The following is a 20,917-nucleotide window of genomic DNA, read 5'->3' on the forward strand; positions in this document are numbered from 1 at the left end:
GAAGACTGCGAGGCGCCTTTCTATACGCTTGGGCTGCTGACCACTCGCATCGCGCCGGGCTATAACCACATCACATCAAACACCGGTGCAGCGATCATCGGCTGGTTCGGCACCGCCACACAACAGCGCGGTTCCGCGGCCAGACCTTTGCGCTAGGAAGGCACAAGGTGGCACAGTTCTGCTCGATGTGCGGGCCGAAATTCTGTTCCATGCGTATTACCCCAGCGATCGAAATCCTCTAGCGACAGCTGCTGAACGTTGGCTTACGCGATACCTCCGACCATTAATGTTCAATCGGGGAGGGGACGTGAAATGCAATGGGCACATCAAATTGTCATTCCCAGAGCAATAGTTGCGTGCGGGGTTCAGAATCTGCAGGCACCGGCGGTCACCGCTTCCTGGCTATGAACGTAGGGGCTTCTAAGATGATCAGTGTTTCTTAAACGCGATCCACATGATAGCCGCGCAAAGTCAGATTGCAGGGCCAAGTCAACCGGCGTTATGGGATTTTGGCTCCTGGAGCCGTGGCTCAAAACAGTTTAGCGCGTCGGCACCGGATGGTCGCCGCGGTAGTCGTAGAAGCCGCGCCCGGTCTTGCGGCCAAGCCAGCCGGCTTCGACATATTTCACCAGCAGTGGACAGGGGCAGTATTTCGAATCCGACAGGCCCTCATGCAGCACCTGCATGATCGACAGGCACGTATCCAAGCCGATGAAATCGGCCAGCTGCAGCGGTCCCATCGGATGATTGGCGCCAAGCTTCATGGCGGCATCGATGGCGTCGACCGAGCCGACGCCCTCGTAGAGCGTGTAGATCGCCTCGTTGATCATCGGCAGCAGGATGCGATTGACAATGAAGGCCGGAAAATCCTCGGAGACGGTGATCGTCTTGTCGAGCTGCTTCACATAGTTCTTGGCTGCCTCGAAGGTCTGGTCCTCGGTGGCGATGCCGCGCACCAGTTCAACCAGCTTCATCAGCGGCACCGGGTTCATGAAATGTATGCCGATAAAGCGCTCGGGACGGTCGGTCTGCGCGGCCAGGCGGGTGATCGAAATCGACGACGTGTTGGTCGCCAGGATCGCCTCGGGGTTTAACTGCGGGCAGAGCTGGGCATAGATCTTGCGCTTGACCGTCTCGTCCTCGGTCGCCGCTTCGATCACCAGATCGGCACCGGCGAGATCGGCCATGGCGGGAGCCGCCGAAATGCGCGCCATCGCATCGTTGCGCAGCTTTTCATCAAGCTTGCCAGAGCCCACCTGGCGCGCCATGTTGCCGCTAATGGTAGCGATGCCCTTCTCGATGCGCTCGGGCGAAATGTCGTAAACCAGCACCTTGTAGCCCGCCAGCGCCGATACGTGGGCGATACCGGCCCCCATTTGACCCGCACCGATTATGCCGATCTTTTTGTCATTGCTGCCATCCCATCTTGTTCCGAGCGGATCCAGGTGTTCATTCAAGAACCAGTCGTCGTATTTCGCCATGACAAGACCCAAGCCCCTAGGTTGCTACGCGGTCCGGCATAGCAACATACTCGCGCCTTCTGGCGCCGGTATACAGCTGGCGCGGACGGCCGATCTTCTGGTGCGGATCCTCGATCATTTCCTTCCACTGCGCGATCCAGCCGACGGTGCGGGCGACCGCGAACAGCACGGTGAACATGGTGGTGGGAAAGCCCAGCGCCTTCAGCGTGATGCCGGAATAGAAGTCGACGTTCGGATAGAGCTTCTTCTCGATGAAGTAGGAATCGGTCAGCGCGATCTTTTCCAGCTCCATGGCGATGTCGAGCAGCGGATCATCCTTGATGCCAAGTTCGCCCAGCACCTCATGCGCGGTCTTCTGCATGATTTTCGCGCGAGGATCGTAGTTCTTGTAGACGCGGTGGCCAAAGCCCATCAGCCGGAAGGGGTCGTTCTTGTCCTTGGCGCGGGCGATGAATTCCGGGATGTTGTCGACATGGCCGATCTCACCCAGCATGTTGAGCGCCGCCTCGTTGGCGCCGCCATGCGCCGGGCCCCACAGGCAGGCTATGCCTGCAGCAATGCAGGCGAACGGGTTGGCGCCCGACGAACCGGCGAGCCGCACCGTCGAGGTCGAGGCGTTCTGCTCGTGGTCGGCATGCAGGATGAAGATACGCTCCATGGCGCGCGCCAGCACCGGGTTGATCTTGTATTCCTCGCACGGCACCGCAAAGCACATGTGCAGGAAGTTGGCGGCGAAATTCAGCTCGTTCTTCGGGTAAATGAAGGGCTGGCCGATATGGTATTTATAGGCCATGGCCGCGATCGTCGGCATTTTGGCGATCAGCCGCATCGAGGCGACCATGCGCTGATACGGGTCCGAAATGTCGGTGGAGTCGTGATAGAAGGCCGACAGCGCGCCGACCACGCCGCACATCACAGCCATCGGATGCGCGTCGCGGCGGAAGCCGGTGAAGAAGCGCGACATCTGCTCATGCACCATGGTGTGGTGCGTCAGGCGATATTCGAAATTGTCCCGCTGGGCCCTGGCTGGCAACTCGCCGTAGAGCAGAAGGTAGCAGACCTCAAGGAAATCGCCATGTTCGGCAAGCTGCTCGATCGGATAGCCGCAGTGCAGCAGAATGCCGGCATCGCCGTCGATGAAGGTGATCGCTGACTTGCAGCTTGCGGTCGACGTAAAGCCGGGATCGTAGGTGAAGGCGCCTGTTTGATCAAACAGCTTACCTATGTCTATCACGTGGGGACCCATCGTGCCCGGGTGGACATCCAGTATGCACTGGCGCCCCCCCATCTCCAAGACTGTAGTTCCCAAGTCCATTGTTCGCACTCTCAATGGGAGGACGGTGGGATCGCATGACACTGAAGCCAGGCTTATAATGGCGTTGCATGAGAAAGGCTTAGGCTGGCGCTAGCTGAAGCGCCACCTAAACGACTAGCTCTCAAGCAATCACGCGGCGAACTGATTCATGGTGTTGTGAATGCCGCCCGCCGTCAGCGCCGCCTCACCAGCGAAATACTCCTTGTGGTCATCGCCCAAATCGGAGCCGGCCATGTTCTGGTGTTTGACGCAGGCTATTCCTTGACGAATTTCGCGGCGCTGCACGTTTGCCACGTATCCCAACATTGCCTGCTCGCCGAAATACTCTTTGGCGAGATTGTCAGTTGACAAAGCGGCCGTGTGGTAAGTCGGCAAAGTGATGAGATGATGGAAAATCCCCGCGCGAGCCGCCGCATCGCGCTGGAATGTGCGGATCTTCTCGTCAGCCTCGAGGGCCAGATCTGAACTGTCGTAATCTGCGCTCATCAGTTTCGCGCGATCGTAGGCGGCGACTTCCTTCCCCTGCGATAGCCATGCGTCAAAAACCTGCTGACGGAAGTTAAGGGTCCAGTTAAATGAGGGCGAGTTGTTGTACACGAGCTTCGCGTTGGGGATGACCTTGCGAACCCGGTCAACCATGCCTGCAATCTGCTCGACGTGTGGCTTCTCGGTTTCGATCCACAGCAAGTCAGCGCCATTTTGCAGCGCATTGACGCAGTCCAGAACACACCTGTCCTCGCCCGTGCCTTGCCGGAACTGGAAGAGGTTGGAGCGAAGTCGCTTCGGTCGAAGTATTTTGGAACCACGTGTGATGAGAACATCTCCGTTTGAAATCTCGCCATCCGCAACTTCTTCACAATCGAGAAAGGAGTTGTAGAGGTCGCCGATGTCGCCTTCCTCGACACTGAAGGCAATCTGCTTCGTAAGTCCCGCGCCAAGAGAGTCGGTGCGCGCAACGATAATGCCGTCGTCTACCCCCAGTTCAAGGAAAGCGTACCGACAGGCGCGGATTTTGGCGACGAAATCTTCGTGCGGAACCGTGACCTTGCCGTCTTGATGGCCGCACTGCTTCTCGTCCGAGACCTGGTTCTCAATCTGAAGCGCGCACGCCCCAGCTTCGATCATTTTCTTGGCCAGAAGATAGGTGGCTTCCGTGTTACCAAACCCAGCATCGATGTCAGCAATGATGGGCACGATGTGGGTTTGGTAGTTGTCGACTGAGTCCAGCAGCCGGCGCTCGTGTGCTGCATCGCCTCGCTCTCTTGCCTTGTCGATTTCTGTGAAGATCATGCCAAGCTCGCGAGCATCGGCTTGGCGCAGGAATGTATACAGCTCCTCGACCAACGCAGGAACGCTGGTCTTCTCGTGCATCGACTGGTCGGGCAGCGGCCCGAACTCGGAACGAAGCGCCGCGACCATCCAGCCTGACAAATAGAGATAGCAGCGATCGGTTGACCCGAAATGCTTCTTGATTGATATGAGCTTTTGTTGCCCGATGAATCCATGCCAGCAACCAAGAGATTGGGTGTACTTGCTGGAATCTTGATCATAGGCGGTCATGTCTTTTCGCACGATAGCAGCGGTGTACTTGGCGACGTCGAGGCCGGTCCGAAACCTGTTCTGCAGCCGCATGCGTGCGACTGCTTCCTCCGATATGCCTCGCCAATTCGCATTGGGCCGAATTACGCTGACTGCCTCTTCGAGAGTGTTCCGGTATGACATCGTCCGTGCAAGCCTTTCAATGAAAATTTCATCGTCTAGGCTAGCTAGGATTGGGGGCTATGTAGAGGGTGGTTCTTGTCACGCTGTAAGATTTTACAGCGATTCCTAGTAAGTATGTAATGTTTGTAATATCCTGTCGAGCTATCGAGGAGCGCCGTTCGGGATAGGCGTACGGCGGATGCGCGCATCATAATGCGGTTGGGGACTGGAGACGGCTTCATCGTCTTTGCTTGCAACGGGCCAAGCCGGCAGACTCGCTCCGACGCTATTGGCAGCCCCGGCCATCCCAAGTGCCGGGCTGCTTCGCCCAATCCGCTCTCAACTTCGTGATACCAAGGCCTTCAGACGTCCGAATCAGCGCATGGATAACATCGACTTTACAAAGAAGCGTTGTGATGTTGTAACTTCGGGATGCAAAAACCCGGCGTATACCTTGGCCCCCGGTTACGGCGGCTTCGCAAAGACCTAGGCCTGACGCAGGCAAATATCGCCACCGAAATAGGCATATCGCCATCGTACATTGCTCTGATGGAAAGAAATCAGCGACCGGTCACCGCGGAGGTGCTGATTCGTCTGGCAAAGACCTATACGATAGAGCTCTCGACCTTAATGGAGGACAAGGATCCGAGCTTGGTGGATCGGCTAAAAGCCACAATGAAGGATCCCATATTCGCCGATATTGAAATCTCGCCGGTCGAGATCGCTGATCTCTTGAGTAACTTTCCGGGTTTTGCGGATGCGATGCTCCGCCTGTATACGGCTTACAGGAGCGAACAATTTGCTCTCGCGGATCTGCAGCAGCTACCAGGCAGCCAAGGCAACGTGGACGGCCAAACGGATCCAGTTGCTTCTGTTAGGGTATTCTTGGCAGCACACCGAAACTGCTTTCCTCAGCTAGACTCCGCTGCTGAGGAAATGGCCCTGGAAGTCAGCCATGCAGGTGGACTTGTAGCGTTTCTAAAGCATCGACATGGGTTGAGTGTGCGACGCTTGCCGCACGACGTCATGATGGGGTCGGTTCGGCGCCTCGATCGGCACCGGAGAGAAATCCTGCTCGATGACGGACTCGATGTAGCTAGCCAGAATTTTCAGTTAGCCCAACAGCTTGCATACCTAGAGGTCAACGACGAAATTCAGAAGACTGTTGAGGGCGCAAACCTCGTTTGCGAGGACGCCCGTCACCTCGCTCATCGCGCGTTAGCTGGGTACTTTAGTGCCGCGGTTTCTATGCCCTATGCGCAGTTTGCAAAGGCAGCCGAGAGCAAGCGATACGATGTCGAAGCCATCTCCCGGCAATTCAACACAAGCTTCGAGCAGACAGCTCATCGCCTGACTACACTGCAAAAGCCCGGCCAAGAGCGCATACCATTCTTCTTCATCCGCGTCGATAACGCCGGAAACGTCTCGAAGAGGCTAGATAGCGCCAATTTCCCATTTGCGCGGCACGGAGGCGGATGCCCTTTGTGGAGCTTGCATCAGGTATTCACTTCACCAAGAACGGTCGTGACCCAATGGCTGGAGTTGCCTGATGGTCAGCGCTTCTTTTCGATCGCAAGAACGGTGAGTTCGGGCGGAGGAGCTTATGCGTCCACCCGAGTGACGCGTGCTGTGGCTTTGGTCTGCGAAGCACGCCATTCCGAGCGGATGGTTTACTCTGACCAAAATATCGCTCCTGTGTACACTCCAATCGGCATATCCTGTCGCCTTTGTCATCGGGCTACATGCTTGTCTCGCTCAGAACCGCCGATCGGGCGTAGCATATTGGCTGATGCGTTCAGACGTGCCGAAGCTCCTTTTGGCTTCTCTGACTGAAAGCCCAGACCTATTTGGGGTGGGAACAAGAGCAGTGCGAAATCGTACGCTAAGGGCGAACGGAACATGAACTATGTCGGAGCTCGAATGTGCAGCCTCCGATCTCTGTGGATTGGCACCGCCAGGCACCAGTTTTGGTTTCTTCGTCCGTCCGACTCGACAACGCTCCCGGCAGATTGGTCGCGGGGAGTCGGGCGATGTCAAAAAGGAAGCTTCTCAAAGTTCATGATCGACAGAAGGTTTTCGATTTACCAGCCGACGAGGATAGCCTGATCCGGCACTATTCGTTGTCACCGGCGGATCGTCTGGAGATTGAGCTGCGGAGGCGTGAGCATAATCGGCTCGGTTTTGCCGTTCAGCTATGTCTGATGCGATACCCTGGCCGAGTGCTGGGAGCAGAAGAGACTCCTCCCGCCATGCTCAGATATGTTGCTGACCAAATCGGCGCCGACCCAGAAGCATTTGCGCTCTATGCACGCCGTGAAGAAACCCGTCGCGATCACACGGCGCGCCTAATGGTGTATCTGGATACGAGAAGCGCGACGGCGCAAGATCGTCGAGCCGCCGTTGCAATGGGTGGTGCAATTCGCTGCGGTGGCACACGCATTGGCAAGGAGGGCACACTCTTCCAACCGACGGTCCTCACCCAAGTCTCCAGAGAGATGACGATTGCGCAGGACGAGACATTCGGGCCGCTGGCCCCGATCATTCGCTTCGACGATCCGGATCAGGTCGTGCACGAAGCAAATGACACGATCTACGGCCTCGCCGCCTACTTCTATGCCTCGAACCTGAAGCGTGTCTGGCGTGTGGCCGGGGCCCTGGAATATGGCATGGTGGGTATCAACACCGGCCGCATGTCATCGGAAGCGGCACCCTTCGGCGGCATAAAGCAGTCCGGTATTGGGCGGGAGGGTTCGCGCCATGGGCTCGAGGACTATCTTGAGATGAAGTACCTCTGCATGGGCGGCATCTGAAGCAATCGAGACAGACGTTCGCGCTTTCCTCGCTCAAGTTGTGACGAGGTGCACATCTACGCTGGCGGTATGATGACTGAGGCTCGAATGACGGTCAGGCATCAGCCCCACTTGTCCGTGTGTGTCGCCACTGACGCCTCTGCCTGAGAGCTCACTGCGCTTTCGCGTGCAGCTCTCGACATAACCAACCGTCCAAATGGGAAATGACGGACACTTCGCTTCATTCTTGCCAGCCGTCCCTCAAGGGCACTGTTGCGACGGGAAGCCAGCCGCCGGGCAGATAAACGGTGGCCGATACAGTTTCTCCATTGCTTGACGAGGCGAGTACGGCCTTGGCCTTTCCGGCCTGCTCTCCGGCGGCGTGACCTGTCCTCAAGGCATGCGCTCGAGTTTTTCTGCCCGGTTAGATTGGCCACCGATCATCGCCGCCGGCCGACTGCGCTTGACAAAGCGGCGCGGGCCCGTTCAATTCGACGCATTCACCAGGGGAGTCCCGGCAAGGGGCTGAGATACTGCTGGCTTTCGCGGCGCAGTGACCCGTTGAACCTGATCCAGTTCATACTGGCGTAGGGACGGTGCAAGCGCTTTGCGGGAGTTCACGCCCGAGGTCCTGTTTCCGAGCAGGTCGACCAAAGCGTCTTTTCATCCTTCCGGCACAGAACTGGGTCTCCAATGCATGAGCAAAGGAGCCTCAAAGATGAATGCCCTCACCCCCACCGTGTCGACCGGGCCATTGCCCGCCTCAAGCAAGATCCACAAGCCCGGCAGCATCCATCCGCAGATCAGGGTGCCGATGCGCGAAATCTCGGTCCATCCGACAGCTGGCGAGCCGCCTATCACCGTTTACGATGCGTCCGGCCCCTATACCGACCCGGCTGTCGAAACCAGCATCGAACAGGGGCTTGCCCGGCATCGCCACGACTGGATCGTGGCGCGCGGCGACATCGAGGCCTATGACGGCCGCCATGTCAGGCCGGAAGACAACGGATTTGTCTCGGGCGAGCGCCTGACGCCGGAATTTCCCACGCGCCACCGGCCGCTCAAGGCCAAGGCCGGCAAGCCTGTGACCCAGCTTGCCTATGCGCGGGCCGGCATCATCACGCCCGAAATGGAGTTCGTCGCCATTCGCGAGAACCTTGGCCGCGAGATCCTGCGCGGCCAGTTGGAGCGCGACGGCGAAGCCTTCGGCGCGGCGCTCCCTGACTTCGTCACGCCGGAATTCGTGCGCGAGGAAGTGGCGCGCGGACGGGCGATTATTCCCGCCAACATCAATCACCCCGAGAGCGAGCCGATGATCATCGGCCGCAATTTCCTGGTGAAGATCAACGCCAATATCGGCAATTCCGCCGTCACCTCGTCGATGGCCGAGGAAGTGGAAAAGATGGTCTGGGCGATCCGCTGGGGCGCCGACACGGTGATGGATCTGTCGACCGGGCGCAACATCCACAACATCCGCGAATGGATCGTGCGCAATGCCCCGGTGCCGATCGGCACCGTGCCGCTTTACCAGGCGCTCGAAAAGGTCGGCGGCATCGCCGAGGACCTGACCTGGGAGGTCTATCGCGATACGCTGATCGAACAGGCCGAACAGGGCGTCGACTATTTCACCATCCATGCCGGCGTTCGGCTGCACTACATCCCGCTGACCGTTGACCGGGTCACGGGTATCGTCTCTCGCGGCGGCTCGATCATGGCCAAATGGTGCCTGCACCATCACCGGGAAAGCTTCCTCTATGAGCATTTCGAGGAGATTTGCGACATCTGCCGCGCCTACGATGTCTCGTTCTCGCTCGGCGACGGCCTTCGTCCGGGCTCGATCGCCGACGCCAACGACGCGGCGCAATTCGCCGAACTGGAAACACTCGGCGAACTGACGCAGATCGCCTGGGCGAAGGACTGCCAGGTGATGATCGAGGGGCCTGGCCACGTGCCGATGCACAAGATCAAGCAGAACATGGACAAGCAGCTGGCCGTCTGCGGCGAGGCGCCGTTCTACACGCTGGGGCCGCTGACGACGGACATAGCCCCGGGCTACGACCACATCACGTCGGGCATCGGCGCCGCCATGATCGGTTGGTTCGGCACGGCCATGCTCTGCTATGTGACGCCGAAGGAGCACCTCGGCCTGCCCGACCGCAATGACGTCAAGACAGGCGTGATCACCTACAAGATAGCAGCGCACGCGGCCGACCTCGCCAAAGGCCACCCGGCGGCGAAAGTCAGGGATGACGCCCTTTCCCGCGCGCGCTTCGAGTTCCGCTGGGAGGACCAGTTCAACCTGTCGCTCGATCCCGAAACCGCGCGGTCCTTCCACGACCAGACTTTGCCCAAGGAAGCGCACAAGCTCGCGCATTTCTGCTCCATGTGCGGGCCGAAATTCTGCTCTATGCGCATCTCGCATGACATCCGTGCCGAAGCGCAGAAGGAAGGGATGGCGGCGATGGCGGCGAAATACCGCGAAGGTGGGGATCTCTACGTGCCAGCGGACGGCACCGGCGCAGCGCTCTTGCCCAAGGCTCACGAGCCGTCATGAAGGTCCTGGTCAAAGGGGCCGGCGTCGCCGGCCTCACCGCCGCCTTCGAACTCGCCGCTCGCGGCGCGGCGGTGACCGTTGCCGAGACAGGACCTTGCCTTGGCGGCAATGCGTCATGGTTCGCCGGCGGCATGCTGGCGCCATGGTGCGAGCGTGAAAGCGCCGAGCAGCCGGTGCTGGAGCTCGGACGCGATGCCGCCGACTGGTGGGATGCTGCGACGCCCGGCCAGGTGACACGGGCCGGAACGCTGGTCGTGGCCGCGCCGCGCGATGCGACCGAGCTCGAGCGTTTCGCCAGCCGCACGTCCGGTCATCGGCGTGTCGATGCGGACGAAATCGCGTTGCTGGAGCCCGACCTCGCCGGCCGCTTCCGCCGCGGACTGCTCTTCCCTTGCGAGGCGCATCTCGACCCGCGCCGGGCGATGACGGCGCTTCATGAAAAGCTCGTCGCGACGGGGGTCGAATTCCGCTTCGGCACCGACCCCAGGCAGATGTCCGGCTTCGATCACCGCATCGACTGCACTGGAATGGCGGCGGCCGACCGTCGGCTGCGCGGCGTTCGCGGCGAAATGCTGATCCTGCGCACGCCTGATGTCTCGCTGTCGCGACCGGTCCGGCTGCTGCATCCGCGCTTTCCGCTCTACCTGGTGCCACGCGCCGATCAGCGTTTCATGATCGGCGCAACGATGATCGAAAGCCAATCCGGAGAACCCGTCACGGTGCGTTCGATGATGGAGCTCCTGAGCGCTGCCTGCGCGCTCCATCCGGCATTCGGCGAGGCCGGCATCGTTGAGACCGGCGTCGGCATTCGGCCTGCCTTTTCCGACAATCTGCCGCGTGTCGAGGCCCATGGGAGCACGGTAGCGATCAATGGACTTTATCGCCATGGCTTTCTGCTTGCGCCGGCGATGGCACGGCAGGTGGCCGAACTCGTCTTCACTCACGAACCCGTGGAGCTTGCCTGATGAAACTGACCGTCAACGGCGAAGCGCTTGAGACCGCCGTCACAACGCTGGAGGCGCTGCTCGCGGCGCTCGACTATGAAGGCGATTGGCTGGCGACGGCCGTCAACAGCGACCTCGTGCACAAAGCCAGGCGGGCGGAGTTTCAGTTGAGCGACGGCGACCGGATCGAGATCCTCTCACCGATGCAAGGAGGCTAGTCATGCTCGAACTTCACGGAACGGCGCTTCCCTCCCGCCTGCTTCTCGGCACGGCTCAATATCCTTCCCCGGCCATCCTTGCCGATGCGGTCAAGGCGTCGGGCACCTCGGTGGTGACCGTGTCCCTGCGCCGCGAGATGGCGGGCGGCAGGGCTGGCGAACAATTCTGGTCGCTGATCCGTGCGCTCGGCACGAAGATCCTGCCCAACACCGCCGGCTGCCACTCGGTCAAGGAAGCGGTCACGACCGCCAACATGGCGCGGGAAATATTCGGCACCAACTGGATCAAGCTCGAAGTGATCGGCAACCACGACACGCTGCAACCGGAGGTGTTCGGCCTGGTCGAAGCCGCCCGCATCCTGTGCGACGACGGCTTTGCGGTGTTCCCCTACACCACCGACGATCTTGTCGTCGCCGAGCGGCTGCTGGAGGCGGGCTGCCAGGTCCTGATGCCGTGGTGCGCGCCGATCGGTTCCGCCCTCGGACCGGTCAACCTCCCGGCGCTGCGCTCGATGCGGGGACATTTTCCCGGCGTCCCGCTGATCGTCGACGCGGGCCTCGGCCGGCCGTCGCACGCGGCGATCGTCATGGAGCTCGGCTTCGACGCCGTGCTCCTGAACACGGCCGTCGCCAAGGCAGCCGATCCGGTCGGCATGGCGCGCGCCTTCGGCAAGGCGGTCGATGGCGGGCATGAGGCCTTCCTTTCGGGAATGCTCGAACCGCGCGAGGTCGCCGTGCCATCGACGCCGAACATCGGCAGGGCGGTTTTCTCATGAGGCTCGATCCCTTTTACCTGATCGTCGACAGCGCCGCCTGGATCGAACGGCTGGTGCCGCTCGGCGTCAAGCTGGTGCAGTTGCGCATCAAGGCCATGGACGAGACCGGTTTGCGCACCGAGATCCGCAAGGCAAAGGCCGTATGCGCCGCGCAGCGATGCCAGCTCATCGTCAACGACCACTGGCGCCTGGCCATCGAGGAAGGCTGCGATTTCCTCCATCTCGGCCAGGAGGATTTGCAGACCGCCGACCTCGCGCGGATACGGGCAGCCGGCATGAGGCTCGGGCTCAGCACCCATGATCATTCTGAACTGGAAACGGCCATGGCCGCGGAGCCCGACTATATCGCGCTCGGCCCGATCTATCCCACCATCCTGAAAAAGATGAAATGGGCACCGCAAGAGCTTGAACGGATCAGCGCCTGGAAGCAGCGGGTCACGCCGCTCCCGTTGGTCGCCATTGGCGGCCTCAACACCGACCGGCTCGATGGCGTTTTCGAGGCCGGCGCGGATAGCGCCGCCGTGGTCACCGACATCACGTTGAATGCCGATCCCGAGACGCGTACGCGGGAATGGATCGAGAAGACAAAGAAATGGCGCTGAGGCGAGAGCCGCATGTGCTTGTCGTCGGCGGATCGGATTCCAGCGGCGGCGCCGGCATCGCACGCGATATCGAGACGATCTCATCCCTTGGCGTGCGCACCTGCCTTGCGGTGACCGCGATAACGGTGCAGACGCACGACGCCGTCAGCGACATCCAACATCTGCGCCCGGCACTGGTGCGCGATCAGATGCGGGCGGCACTTGAGGCCAACGAAGTGATGGCCATCAAGATCGGCATGCTCGCAACCGCCGGGGTCATTGCAGCGGTTGCCGCTGTGCTTTCCGAGAATCCGCGCATACCAGCTGTGCTCGATCCGGTGCTCGCGTCTTCGTCAGGCAGCCTACTTCTGCAAGCGCGCGCGATCGGCACCCTCCAGCGTGAACTCATGCCGCTTTGCCGGCTAGTCACGCCAAATCTCGTCGAGCTGGCCGTCCTGACCAGCGAGGAAGTGGCTGCGGGCGACGATGACGTGCTGCGTCAAGGAAAGAGATTGCTGGCGGCCGGACCGTCGGCGCTTTTGCTCAAGGGTGGCCATGCGACGGGGCCCTTATCAACGGATATCCTGCTTCGCTCTCATCACGAACCTGTCCGCTTCAACACCCCTCGTCTTGCCGGGTCGATGCGCGGGACGGGCTGCATGCTGGCCAGCTCGATCGCCGCGCATCTGGCCAAGGCAAGGCCGCTTGAAGACAGCGTGCGCGAAGCCAAACGGTTTGTTTTTGAGAAGCTTCAGAAGAATGCTGCCAAATGACCGCAGCTTTCTGAAGCTGGGCAAAAGTCTCGGAAAATCGTCACCAAATTGCATTCCGCTCCTGGGCTTGGTCTAGGCGACGGTCCAGGCAGATCACAGCCCAAGTCCTCGTTTCCTGCCGAAACTCCAATCCACGCCACCGCTGGCTTGCACAACGCCAGCGAGGTGACCGCCGAGGTGCTTCTCAATCGACGGTGACCAAGGCACGAGTCTGAAACCCAACCCGTCATCGATCATCGCAATCCGGCCGGAGGCGAGCGAAAAACGCTGGCGATAGCAGCCAGCTATATGATCTCCTGCCGCGGATTTCTGCAGCGGCAATTTCAGACGGGCCGAAAGCTTCTCCCCAAAGGCATCAAGCTCCCGTTGCCGGAGGGTCACAAGAAGGTTTCGGTCAAACGTGATCCGCTGGTCCTGGCGCCTTGCAAAGCCCGCGTCAACGAGATAGTCGGCTCGCTCATCCATTGCTTTCTTCACTTGCGCACCAAAGCCGCCTTCCCCCAGTTTGGCTGGCTCGGATGCAACGAGTTGGCGATCAAGCCAGGTCGTGCCGCCGGCACGGATTTGCTCCCCGATTGAGAGATCGGATCGGACAGCGAGCGAAACACGGCCGCGCCCCTTCGCATCGTCGTAGGCCCGAAGCTCGACAATGGATCCCGGCGCTGAATCTCCAGTCGCATCGAGATCATGGAACCTGATGTGATGAGTGCGGCCATCGATGCTGTCGACGATGGCGTAAGCCGAGCCGCGGAGTTCATCGTAAAGGCCGCGTTCCAGGAGACGTCCGATGACCGGAGTTGCGCTCTGCTCGCCAGCAAGCACGTATTCGACAGCACCTCTGTCGAGCCGGTTCTCAGCGAGGCTGCGATGCATGCGCCTTATGATGTCGCCCCGCTCGCCAAGCCCCCGCAAGGTTATCTCGGCCTGTTCTGCCATCGTCCACTGACCAGGACGGATTTCGTCGGCAAGTCCCAAGGCCTCCAGCTTGCGCAGCCGACCGACCTTCAGCGTCAGATATTCGTCGGGCTGCTGGTCTGGTGAAGGCGCGACGTCGATAATGCCATATCGGCCGGCATCGCGAACAAGCTGCCGGTCGAGTTGCGTCCAACGTTCTGACTCGATCTGCTGAAGGAGCGACCGCCGGATGTCGAGATCAGTGCGAGGACCAAGCTCCTGAGTGATCAAGTCCTGTGCGCGGCCGCGCATGCCATCTTTGATGTAGTCGCGCGAGATGACGAGGTCTTGACCGTCATCTGCTCGGCCGCGAAGGATGACATGGACATGTGGATTATCGGTGTTCCAATGATCGACCGCCAGCCAATCAAGTTTCGTCCCGAGATCCTTTTCCACTTGGGCCATTAGCTCGCGAGTGAACCCTCTCAGGTCAGCCATTTCGACGGCGTCTTCTGGCGAGGCGATGAAGCGAAAATGATGCCGGTCGTTCTTACAGCGCTCCGCAAAATCCTTCACGTCCACGACTTCGGTTTCCGGTCCGAACACGCGCGCCGTCTCGCCGTCGCGGGTGACGCCCTCGCGACGTAGATAATTCAGATGTCTAGCGAGTGGCCCATTCTGTCCCCTGTGGCGGACCACCAGCGCCTTGACCGTCACTGAGCGAGAGCGGATGGTGATCAGGCGATTGGCACGGATGCTCGCAACATGGCCGCGCCCGAAGCGAGAGCCGCGCCCGGCCGTGATCCTCCCGTCACGCGAGATGCGCCCGCCAGCTTTCTGCGCGGCGGCGAGCGCCTGGGCGATGAAGGGCCTTGACCGTTGGTCCTGGCGTGAGCGGACGCGGCCGGGCCGAATACGGAAATGCTCGTCGCGGCTCACCGGCGATTGGCCCACGAGGTGCTATTTCCACTGAATTGATTGAAGAAAAGCGCCTCTGGCGATGTGTTGGCATCGCACGCGATGTGCGAAAAATTACAAAAAGGCCAATCTAAACAACCAACCGACCGAGCCGCACATCGCGGCCTTTTATCTTGCCATCCCTCCCCGACTTCCCCGATGAACTGCACTCCCGCCGCTAATCGCGCGACAGAACAGGCCGGAGTGCGATTTGCGACAGATCCAGCGATCATCGCGATGCACCGAGAGATCGTGCGATGAAGAGGTTTTTCGCAGACGGCTTCAGTGAGGAGTCAGCATCTTTCGGCGCAGTATACGGCGCCGGTTCAAGCGCCGTCAGATCGTTCACCGCAGTGTCGATCCGCGACGGCATGTCGGCTGAACGGATCTCCGTGAACACAGTCTGGTCGACGCGATCGACGCCTCCGCTGCCGCGCGAAACGGCGTCATTTATCGCAGTAGCGCCGCGCTCAAAAAGCCGCGGCCGATCTGCGCTAGAATCGCTTCCCAATCTGCGCGAGCGGGACGGAATCTCAACCGCTCCGTTGATCAGCGGCATAAGCTTCGCAACGTAGTCGATTGTCTCACGGGGCAGCCGGCGACCGTTGGAAAGATGCTCCTGATAGCGTTGAGGTCCGGCATTGTAGGCGGCGAGAAATCCCTTCGGACCAAACCGGTCGAGCATCTCGCGGAGATAGCCCGCTCCGGCCAGGATGTTGTCACGGGGCGCGAATGGATCGTTGCCGAGATTGTGTTTGATGCGCAGGTCTTCCCACGTGGTGGGCATGATCTGCATCAAGCCCATTGCGCCTTCGGACGAGACGGCGCGGGCATCCCCGCCGCTCTCGACATGCATCACGGCGCGGATCAGGCGCTCGGGAAGATCAAAACGTTTGGCGGCCTCACAGATGTAACCGGACCACTCTCCGCTGGCACCGACCGCTCTTCCGGCGCAGGATTTTAGCGCCGATTGCGGCGGTGCTTCCGCCGGGTAGGCCGCACAATCAAGCATGAGCAACGTGCATACCGATAGCATCGCCATGCACTGGCGAACGGTACCGCGCGCACCACTTTCCCGACACGCCGACAGCCTGCCGCCGTGCTCGCTTCCGTCAAGGGCAAGGCTTCGCCGACCGGACATGCTTCCCAGGTGTGGCAGCGCAAACAAGACATCAATCGATGGAGAAGCAGCCGGCCGCCCTTGACCTTCGCTGCGCGCGCCGGCCGCCTGACGGGCGATCGGGTCGAAGGGTTTGACCAGCGCCCGATCGATCAAAGGGTTTGAACATGCAGGGCTGATGTAGCGCGATCGAGGCATTGGACTTCAGGCTCGCTCTTCGCGCTTCGAGGGTCGGCTCCAGTGCAGGTTCCAGACGTCCTTTTCGGTGGCAGCCTGGAACAGGTTCGCGCGGATCGGCTGCGTGAACGACGGGTCGTCGATGAGCACAGAGAGATACGCGCCCGCCTTCTCACCGGTGCGGTCCCATGCCGCGCCGATTTCGACGCCGTCGCAATAGATGCGGTGTTCGGGCGCGTGTTTAGCGTCTGATTTCTCGACAGGCAGGATGGAAAGCTTGGCGTCGATCGTCAGCGTGCAGATGTTGCCGAAGAAGCCGTCGTCGTTGCGTGTAAAGATGCCGATCTGACTCATGCTGATCTCCTTTCGTGGTGGGGGAAACGAGCCGTCACGGCTCGCCGGTAGCCGGTTCGCCGGAAGCATCCGGTGCCGTAGGAATGCGGTCGACGGTCCAGAGAGAAACCGCCCGACCAACGATGGCGGTGACTGGCAGCGGGCCGAAATAGCGGTTGTCAAAACTGTCGGCGGCATCCCAGTTCATGAGGAATACTTCGCCGTCGACAAGCACACGGCAGCCTTGCCAGGCGGGCAGTGGTCGGCCACGACTGTCGCGCTCGTGCGCATATCCAAAGGTCTTGCCGTGCACGATGATGGCCGCCCCTTGGCGGCAGACGGTTTCACCGCCGAGCGCCAGGACGTGCTTCAAGAGCGGTACGCCGTGCGGCAGATATCGTCGCTCAGCGAGGAAGCTCGCCAGCGGTTCGGGCGGCATGACGACGGCGAGATCGCCGACACCGATCCCGTGAGCTGATTGGACGCGATAGAGCCCGATCGGAACGCTCGCAGACGCGTTCCAGATCACCCAGGGAGCATGTCTGCTCAAGGCCGGGCCGACGGTCAACGCCGCACCAGCGAGCATTGCTGCGACGATCTTGCCGCGCGCGCTCATGGCTCGATCCGCCGGCGCAACAGCCACGCTTCATGCCGCTGCCGTGTGTACGGCCGAGGGTTCTCGCGAGTCGCGAGACGGCTGTGGACGTGCCGCCAATATTCCGGCGAGACGTCGACGGCATCGATGCCGATTGCTTCGATAGCGTCGATGACCAGCAGCACGCGCTCGACGTTCGGCCAGCCAATGGCGGTCAGCAGGATGTCGGCGCCGGGCCGCACATAGGCGACGGTCGAGCAGCGCTTGCGGGCGCCGACAGCGCGCAGAATGTCGATGCGCGAGGCGATGGTGCCGAAATCGTTGGCCGTCCAGCGGACGAACGCGAAGATGCTGCCAGGCGCGAAAGCGACGACGCGCCGGCTTCTGTCGATAATCCTGTTCTCGACGGTTTTGCCGAAGCGGATGTAGTTCTCGATCCGCTTCTTCAGCCAGAGCAGTTCAACATAGGTGAGCTCGCTCATGCCGTCCTCCCTTGTGGGAGGATCCCGCCAGATGCGAACCGGTAGCCTCGTGGCCAAGGTCGTTCATAGGCGTTCGGAACTGCACGTCCCGTTAGAAAGAATCCGGAGGATTCTAAGTTAGATAAGTTAGCGGCGCGAATTCGGCTTCCGGTTCCGTGGGTTGAGGAGCGTTCGGGTTCCCTAAATGACGAGGATCGGGTTCCCGAAATTCCATGCCGTCGGGTTCCTGAAATGACGAGTTGATTCACAGGCTGTCCTCCGACGTCCTTGTCTTCCTGAAGCGGTTGAACGGATCCCGGTGACAGGCCTTGAAGGTGAGCAGCGGCTCGCCGGTTTGGGTTGCGCCAAGTGCAAGGCAATAACCTGGGAGGGATTGCCGGCGAACGATGCCGCGAACTTCGAAGGCGAAGCGCTTGTAGGCTGAGAGGCTGCCGGATTTGATGTGGAGATGGCGGAGGTAAACGACCAGCCGTGCGCCTGTCGGCCGCCATGTTTTCGCACGAGGCGATAGAGCCAACGCTCGATGCCGCCGGTCAGGTCGAAATAGGCGCGGTCGATGGTAAGCACGAAGGCGTCGATCATGATGCCGGCGTAGAACCAATCGGGTAGGACGAGTTCGATGCCGAGCGGTCGTCCGCGATGGTCGGCCCGCTCCTTCCATTCGTTTATCCATGAGAAGCGGTGCATGCGCCGCTCGGTCGGCTGACGGATCGAGGTGGCGACCGTGGTCGACTGAAGCCGGTCGAGTGCAGCCTTGAGCAGCAGATATTCCCGGGCTGACGTGCCGCGGCCGACGAAGGTCAGGATCTCATGTGGCGTTGCCGCCATCATGCGCGAGGTTCGCAACCCATTGTCACGGGCATCCACAATCTGCGAGGCGGCCCAGATCAGAATGTCCGCATCCCAGATCGTCGCCATACCGTGTTCGATAGTCGCCTCGACGCGGATGGCGACTTGGCCCATGCGGAAATCGATCGGCGTGATGCGGCGCGATTTGGCGAGCGAGAAGAACGGCCAGGCCATCAGATCCTGCGCATCGCGCAACGCCATCTTGCCGGGGCGCGCATGAAACAGCGCAATCGGTTCCAGGTCGGACTGTGGGGGCCGCATAGCAGTTCCTCGAACCTGGATGTCTCAGCGCGACTTGCCGGCATAGGCCGGCGCGCGGGCCGCGTGCGGCTTGGCGGGTGGAACATAGGTGGCGTTTGTATCGCTGGTGGATGTGCGCGCGCCAAGCTCGATCCAGGCGTGCAGGTCATCGATGTCGTAGAGAACGCGGCCACCGACCTTGCGATATTTGGGACCGGTGCCGTAGGTCCGGTGTTTTTCCAGTGTCCGGGCGCAGAGGCCGACGACTGGCGCGGCCTCCTTCGTCCGAAGGTATTTATGGGGCGCGTCCGCGGGACCCTTCGACATCGCTCGATCTCCATTCGGTTCTGCTGTCGTCCTGGCCTGCCGGGACGCGCAAAACGGACGATGGCTGAATTGAGAAAAAGGGAGGGAGGGCAAAGATCAGGGAAGCGTTTTTGCTACCCCTTGCCGAAAATCTCAGCAGTCGGATTTTCGGTTGCGACTTTGGGGATAGAGGAGAAGGTCGCGATACCCGCCCATGACCAGGCGGTCGGCGCGTCGCAGGATCGCTCGCACCTTGTGGCGAAGATGATGGTCGCGCCAGTCGCGCGCAGCTATGGGATTGCGGGACAGAAGCTCTTCGGCGATCCGCCGGTTGGCCGCCTTCGCTCGCCTCGCATCATGGGCGCGCAGATTGAGGATGTGCCTCAGCTTCGTCTGTTGCGGCAGGGAGCCATAGGGGACACCGGGCGGTCGGTCGTTCAGCGCACGCCAGAACCGGCGGGCTGCGTCGAGACGGGTTTCGAAGTTCTCGTCGAGCCGTAGCACAATGGCATCGATGCTTTGGGCGCCGTCCGGCGTATCGACGAGGATGTGGTGCTTCTCGGAAGTGCTCGGCCACACGACATGACGTTGCTCCGCCTCGGTCCAGGTGTGGGCAGTGCTGAGTTCAGTAAGTCGAACGGCGGGTCGCGAAGAGCCCGCGAAAGCCGCTAACTTTGTCGCGCGAAGAACCCGGGGCGAGGCCTGTTCTGTCCAGACGATGTGTTTGGGTGATAGACGCTCGTTAGCAGAGATTGTGAAATCGCGCGCCCCAGCGAGCGGCGAAGTCGGGGGGGCCCGCGAGTTCTCCTACCGTCACTAGGCGGGACGCCAGCCGGTCGCATTCGGCAACGAAATCATCGTTCCGGATCAGATACTCGGCGGCGAATTCGTCGGCTTCATAGCCGCGCATATGCTCGTATGCCGCCGGATCGGTCCAATCGCTTCGCGACATGGCAACGGTCCTCATCTGAGGCCCGCGTTGGGTCGCGAGCTTCGCAATCAGCTTCCGAGGCGACGGTCCGTTTGGGTAGTCAGAGAGTTGGCAAACCGCTTTGCTGATTCAGCACAGCTCCCAGTTTGAGAGGCCTTAGTTTGGCGCACCGCCCGCCAGGAGATATCGATAGCCGCTGGTGGTCATCCATCGGGCTCGCGCCAGATGCGTTTCCCATGCGCGGAATGCCCGTTCCGGCTCTTTCGCGGGATCGATGTGCAAAACGATCTTGGCCACTTCGCGCCAGTCGGCATCCTCGGCTGCGGCATCGAGAAGGCGGATGTACGTGAGGAGACGCTCCTCGTCGTAGCCCGTCAGGATGGAGGCGTCTGGCGCTACGTCGGCGACATCGGGATCGAGCAGAGGTTTAAGCACAGTATGAACTGTCCAGCTTCAACAGAACCATTCTTCAGATCGGACACCTCCTATAGCGAATAGGAACGATCATTCCTAGAACGATAGTTCCTCTTCTGGTCCATAGTCGTCATGGATCTCAAGGAGATCATGGCGATCAATCTGCGTCGTTTGCGCCATGATCAGGATGTGACGCAGGAGGAACTGGCAGCCCGCTCTGGGCTGAGTATGCGTTACGTCGGATCGATCGAGCGTGCTCGAGTCTCGGCGAGTGTCAGTGTTCTCGGCAGAATCGCGGCTGCGCTTAAGGTGGATCCATGCGAGCTCATCAGACCATCAAAACGGTAAGTCGATGCTAGGTAGCTCTGACCGAATCGTTGCGGACTGGCGGGACGATAGATAAGTCCAAAAATGCATTCGACAGCAAATATGGCCACAGTCGCCTCGCGAGCCGGGCGGAGCACGGCGAGCGGCGGCGCACCGTGGC

At 60.7% G+C, this 20,917-nt stretch carries 21 protein-coding genes, 2 pseudogenes and 1 riboswitch; of the genes and pseudogenes, 10 read left to right on the plus strand and 13 right to left on the minus strand.

Translation table 11 applies throughout. The annotated features are described in order from the left end of the window. Positions 1-9 precede the first annotated feature (9 nt). A pseudogene (locus FJV77_RS30045) lies at positions 10-221 on the plus strand (phosphomethylpyrimidine synthase ThiC); the annotation flags it as partial. 318 nt (positions 222-539) lie between these two features. Here the strand turns inward: FJV77_RS30045 and FJV77_RS30050 are convergent. The 3 genes from FJV77_RS30050 to FJV77_RS30060 form a co-directional block, all read right to left on the minus strand. Continuing rightward, positions 540-1,400: a 3-hydroxybutyryl-CoA dehydrogenase gene (locus FJV77_RS30050; RefSeq protein WP_281408610.1), complete on the minus strand. Its 861-nt coding sequence runs from the start codon at positions 1,398-1,400 to the stop codon at positions 540-542. A 97-nt stretch (positions 1,401-1,497) separates the two neighbouring features. Further along, positions 1,498-2,769, minus strand: a complete 1,272-nt coding sequence (gltA, locus tag FJV77_RS30055) for a citrate synthase (RefSeq protein ID WP_246691428.1) — start codon at positions 2,767-2,769, stop codon at positions 1,498-1,500. Between the two features lie 156 nt (positions 2,770-2,925). After that, a complete protein-coding gene (locus FJV77_RS30060; RefSeq protein WP_142869999.1) occupies positions 2,926-4,518 on the minus strand; it encodes an isocitrate lyase in 1,593 nt (530 codons plus the stop codon). A gap of 411 nt (positions 4,519-4,929) precedes the next feature. On the opposite strand from FJV77_RS30060, the gene FJV77_RS30065 reads away from it, so the two are divergent. The 8 genes from FJV77_RS30065 (at position 4,930) to FJV77_RS30100 (ending at position 13,132) form a co-directional block, all read left to right on the plus strand. Next, complete coding sequence (locus tag FJV77_RS30065; RefSeq protein ID WP_142870000.1) at positions 4,930-6,330, plus strand: helix-turn-helix transcriptional regulator; 1,401 nt, start codon at positions 4,930-4,932, stop codon at positions 6,328-6,330. Positions 6,331-6,527: 197 nt separating this feature from the next. Further along, complete coding sequence (locus FJV77_RS33350) at positions 6,528-7,307, plus strand: aldehyde dehydrogenase family protein (protein WP_142870001.1); 780 nt, start codon at positions 6,528-6,530, stop codon at positions 7,305-7,307. Positions 7,308-7,781: 474 nt separating this feature from the next. Then, a riboswitch (TPP riboswitch) is annotated at positions 7,782-7,898 on the plus strand. Between the two features lie 106 nt (positions 7,899-8,004). Then, complete coding sequence (gene thiC, locus FJV77_RS30075) at positions 8,005-9,840, plus strand: phosphomethylpyrimidine synthase ThiC (RefSeq protein WP_142870002.1); 1,836 nt, start codon at positions 8,005-8,007, stop codon at positions 9,838-9,840. Then, complete coding sequence (thiO, locus tag FJV77_RS30080) at positions 9,837-10,805, plus strand: glycine oxidase ThiO (protein WP_142870003.1); 969 nt, start codon at positions 9,837-9,839, stop codon at positions 10,803-10,805. The genes thiC and thiO overlap by 4 nt, the downstream gene beginning before the upstream one ends. Continuing rightward, the gene (gene thiS, locus FJV77_RS30085; protein WP_142870004.1) at positions 10,805-11,002 is read left to right on the plus strand and encodes a sulfur carrier protein ThiS; all 198 of its coding nucleotides are present in this window, start codon (positions 10,805-10,807) and stop codon (positions 11,000-11,002) included. The genes thiO and thiS overlap by 1 nt, the downstream gene beginning before the upstream one ends. A gap of 2 nt (positions 11,003-11,004) precedes the next feature. Continuing rightward, positions 11,005-11,778: a thiazole synthase gene (locus tag FJV77_RS30090; RefSeq protein WP_142870005.1), complete on the plus strand. Its 774-nt coding sequence runs from the start codon at positions 11,005-11,007 to the stop codon at positions 11,776-11,778. Next, the gene (locus tag FJV77_RS30095; protein WP_142870006.1) at positions 11,775-12,380 is read left to right on the plus strand and encodes a thiamine phosphate synthase; all 606 of its coding nucleotides are present in this window, start codon (positions 11,775-11,777) and stop codon (positions 12,378-12,380) included. The genes FJV77_RS30090 and FJV77_RS30095 overlap by 4 nt, the downstream gene beginning before the upstream one ends. Then, positions 12,371-13,132 carry a hydroxymethylpyrimidine/phosphomethylpyrimidine kinase gene (locus tag FJV77_RS30100; protein ID WP_142870020.1) on the plus strand — a complete coding sequence of 254 codons (762 nt, stop codon included), beginning with the start codon at positions 12,371-12,373 and terminating at the stop codon, positions 13,130-13,132. The genes FJV77_RS30095 and FJV77_RS30100 overlap by 10 nt, the downstream gene beginning before the upstream one ends. Before the next feature lie 93 nt (positions 13,133-13,225). On the opposite strand, the gene FJV77_RS30105 is transcribed toward FJV77_RS30100, so the two are convergent. The 10 genes and pseudogenes from FJV77_RS30105 to FJV77_RS30150 all read right to left on the minus strand — a co-directional run bounded on the left by FJV77_RS30105 (position 13,226) and on the right by FJV77_RS30150 (position 20,451). Then, entirely contained in the window at positions 13,226-14,965 is a 1,740-nt protein-coding gene (locus FJV77_RS30105; RefSeq protein WP_142870007.1) for a VirD2 family relaxase/mobilization nuclease, read from the minus strand. Positions 14,966-15,212: 247 nt separating this feature from the next. Beyond that, positions 15,213-16,259: a lytic transglycosylase domain-containing protein gene (locus tag FJV77_RS30110; protein WP_246691426.1), complete on the minus strand. Its 1,047-nt coding sequence runs from the start codon at positions 16,257-16,259 to the stop codon at positions 15,213-15,215. Positions 16,260-16,307: 48 nt separating this feature from the next. Next, positions 16,308-16,634: a DUF736 domain-containing protein gene (locus tag FJV77_RS30115; RefSeq protein WP_142870008.1), complete on the minus strand. Its 327-nt coding sequence runs from the start codon at positions 16,632-16,634 to the stop codon at positions 16,308-16,310. Positions 16,635-16,668: 34 nt separating this feature from the next. Continuing rightward, positions 16,669-17,229 carry a S26 family signal peptidase gene (locus FJV77_RS30120; RefSeq protein WP_142870009.1) on the minus strand — a complete coding sequence of 187 codons (561 nt, stop codon included), beginning with the start codon at positions 17,227-17,229 and terminating at the stop codon, positions 16,669-16,671. Further along, positions 17,226-17,690, minus strand: a complete 465-nt coding sequence (locus FJV77_RS30125) for a DUF2840 domain-containing protein (protein ID WP_142870010.1) — start codon at positions 17,688-17,690, stop codon at positions 17,226-17,228. Before FJV77_RS30125 ends, FJV77_RS30120 begins: the two co-directional genes overlap by 4 nt. Before the next feature lie 244 nt (positions 17,691-17,934). Continuing rightward, positions 17,935-18,800: pseudogene (locus tag FJV77_RS30130) on the minus strand (replication initiator protein A). A gap of 24 nt (positions 18,801-18,824) precedes the next feature. Beyond that, a complete protein-coding gene (locus FJV77_RS30135) occupies positions 18,825-19,106 on the minus strand; it encodes a helix-turn-helix domain-containing protein (RefSeq protein ID WP_142870011.1) in 282 nt (93 codons plus the stop codon). Positions 19,107-19,238: 132 nt separating this feature from the next. Further along, entirely contained in the window at positions 19,239-19,664 is a 426-nt protein-coding gene (locus FJV77_RS30140) for a DUF2285 domain-containing protein (protein WP_185970476.1), read from the minus strand. Between the two features lie 163 nt (positions 19,665-19,827). Continuing rightward, a complete protein-coding gene (locus FJV77_RS30145; protein ID WP_142870013.1) occupies positions 19,828-20,037 on the minus strand; it encodes a DUF6499 domain-containing protein in 210 nt (69 codons plus the stop codon). A gap of 135 nt (positions 20,038-20,172) precedes the next feature. Next, on the minus strand, positions 20,173-20,451 hold the full coding sequence (locus FJV77_RS30150) for a DUF2285 domain-containing protein (protein ID WP_142870014.1): 279 nt from the start codon (positions 20,449-20,451) through the stop codon (positions 20,173-20,175). A 111-nt stretch (positions 20,452-20,562) separates the two neighbouring features. Here FJV77_RS30150 and FJV77_RS30155 point away from each other — a divergent pair, with 111 nt between their 5' ends. Further along, positions 20,563-20,778 carry a helix-turn-helix transcriptional regulator gene (locus FJV77_RS30155; RefSeq protein ID WP_142870015.1) on the plus strand — a complete coding sequence of 72 codons (216 nt, stop codon included), beginning with the start codon at positions 20,563-20,565 and terminating at the stop codon, positions 20,776-20,778. Positions 20,779-20,917 lie beyond the last annotated feature (139 nt).

The sequence above is a fragment of the Mesorhizobium sp. WSM4306 genome, from assembly GCF_007003975.1.
Lineage (GTDB): Bacteria > Pseudomonadota > Alphaproteobacteria > Rhizobiales > Rhizobiaceae > Mesorhizobium.